This is a genomic window from Trebonia sp. (assembly GCF_049794275.1).
GTDB lineage: Bacteria > Actinomycetota > Actinomycetes > Streptosporangiales > Streptosporangiaceae > Trebonia.
The window spans coordinates 1-1812 of record NZ_JBARCR010000541.1; the positions used below are offsets into that span (position 1 = coordinate 1).

Below are 1812 nucleotides of genomic sequence, written 5' to 3' on the forward strand. Positions count from 1 at the left end.
CGCCAGGTCCTGGCCGGCCCTGACCGGCGAGCTGATCGGCCACTACGCCGCGGTACTCGGCGCCGGAACCGCCCCTGTGAGGATGGCCGCCTGATGCGGATCGTGCGGCTGGCCAACTACGTGGGGCCGCGCTCCGGCGGCATGCGAACCGCGCTGCGCGAACTCGGTGCCGGCTACCTGGCGGCCGGACACGATCCCGTGCTGATCATCCCTGGCCGCCGCCGCGGCGACGAGGCGACGGCGCAGGGGCGGATGATCACCAGGTACGGGCCGATAGTGCCGTTCACCGGCGGCTACCGCGCGCTGCTCGGCCGCCGCAGGCTCGCCGCGCTGCTGACCGAACTGCGGCCGGACCGGCTCGAGGTGTCGGACCGCACCACGCTGCGCTGGACCGGCCAGTGGGCGCGCGCGCACGGCGTGCCGGCGGTGATGGTCTCGCACGAGAGCCTGACCGGCCTGTTCAGCCTGCCCGCCGACGTGTCCGGCATGTCACGATGGCGGAGCCGGCTGCTCAGCGAGAGGGCCACCGCGCTCGCCGACGCGCTCAACCGCCGCAGCTCGCGGAACTACCAGCGGATCGTCTGCACCACCCGGTGGGCGGCGGCGGAGTTCGAGCGGATCGGCGCGCCTAACCTGACGCGCATCCCGCTCGGCGTCGACCTGGAGCTGTTCAGCCCCGAGCGGTACAGCGACGCGGCGCGGGATTCCTATGCGAAACCAGACCAGACGCTGCTCGTGCACTGCGCGCGGCTGTCGGTTGAGAAGAAACCGCACCGTTCGCTCGCCGCGCTGGCCGGGCTGCGCGCGGCCGGGCTGGACGCAGTACTCGTCGTCGCCGGTGACGGGCCGCTGCGCGCCCGGCTGGAGCACGCGGCACGCCGCGCTTCTTTGCCGGTCCGGTTTGCCGGGTTCGTCACCGACCCCAAGGAGCTGGCCATCCTGCTGGCCAGCGCCGATGTAGTGATCGCGCCAGGGCCGGTGGAGACCTTCGGGCTCGCCGCGCTCGAGGCGCTCGCCTGCGGCACCCCGGTCGTGGTCAGCGCGTCGAGTGCGCTGCCGGAGGTGGTCGGCACCGCCGGGATCGCGGTCACTGGCGAGGATTTCGCCAGCGGCGTGCGCGCCATCCTCGCCAGGGACCCGATCGCGCGGCGCGCCGCGGCACGGGCCCGCGCCGAGGAGTTCGGCTGGCCGGCCTCGGTCACCGCTTTCCTGGCGGTCCACGAAGCCCTCAACACCGACTCGTTTCGTCCTCTCGGGCAGGTGCAAGCATGACGCGGATCGTGACTCTCGGCGACTCGATCACCCTGGGCATGGGTGATCCCGACCCATCAGGCGGCTGGCGAGGCTGGGCACGACACCTTGCCACCGGGCTCCCCGACCCGGAACTGCACAACCTCGCGGTGCTCGGCGCGCAGGCTAAGCACGTCGAGCGCGACCAGCTGCCGGCGGCGCTCCAGCTGCGGCCCGACGTCGCCACCGTCGTGGTGGGCATCAACGACACGCTGCGGGCCGGCTTCGACCCGGTGGGTACCGGTCAGGCCGCCGCCAGGACCGTCGCCGCGCTGCAGGCAGGCGGCGCCACCGTGCTGACCATGCGGCTGCCGGACCCGGCGCGGATGTTCGGGCTGCCCGCCGGGCTGGCCAGGCCGCTGTCGCGGCGCATGCACGCGGTCAACACCGAGCTCGACAAGGTGGCCGCCCGGTACGGGACCCTGCACTGGGACGCCGCGCGGGACCCGGAGACCTACGAGCGGCGCAACTGGTCGGTCGACCGGCTGCACCCCAACGAGCGCGGGCACCGGCTGATCGCCT

At 73.6% G+C, this 1812-nt stretch carries 2 protein-coding genes; both read left to right on the top strand.

Annotation, left to right across the window (positions count from 1 at the left end):
• The first annotated feature begins 93 nt into the window (after positions 1 to 93).
• On the top strand, positions 94 to 1272 hold the full coding sequence (locus tag WA805_RS14875) for a glycosyltransferase (protein ID WP_425242614.1): 1179 nt from the start codon (positions 94 to 96) through the stop codon (positions 1270 to 1272).
• On the top strand, positions 1269 to 1812 hold a 544-nt coding region (locus WA805_RS14880), incomplete at its 3' end, for an SGNH/GDSL hydrolase family protein (protein WP_425242615.1). The genes WA805_RS14875 and WA805_RS14880, both read left to right, overlap by 4 nt.

Bases quoted from the DNA above. Each gene is read 5' to 3' on its own strand.
- WA805_RS14875 (WP_425242614.1), top strand. From the start codon at position 94: ATGCGGATCGTGCGGCTGGCCAACTACGTGGGGCCGCGCTCCGGCGGC.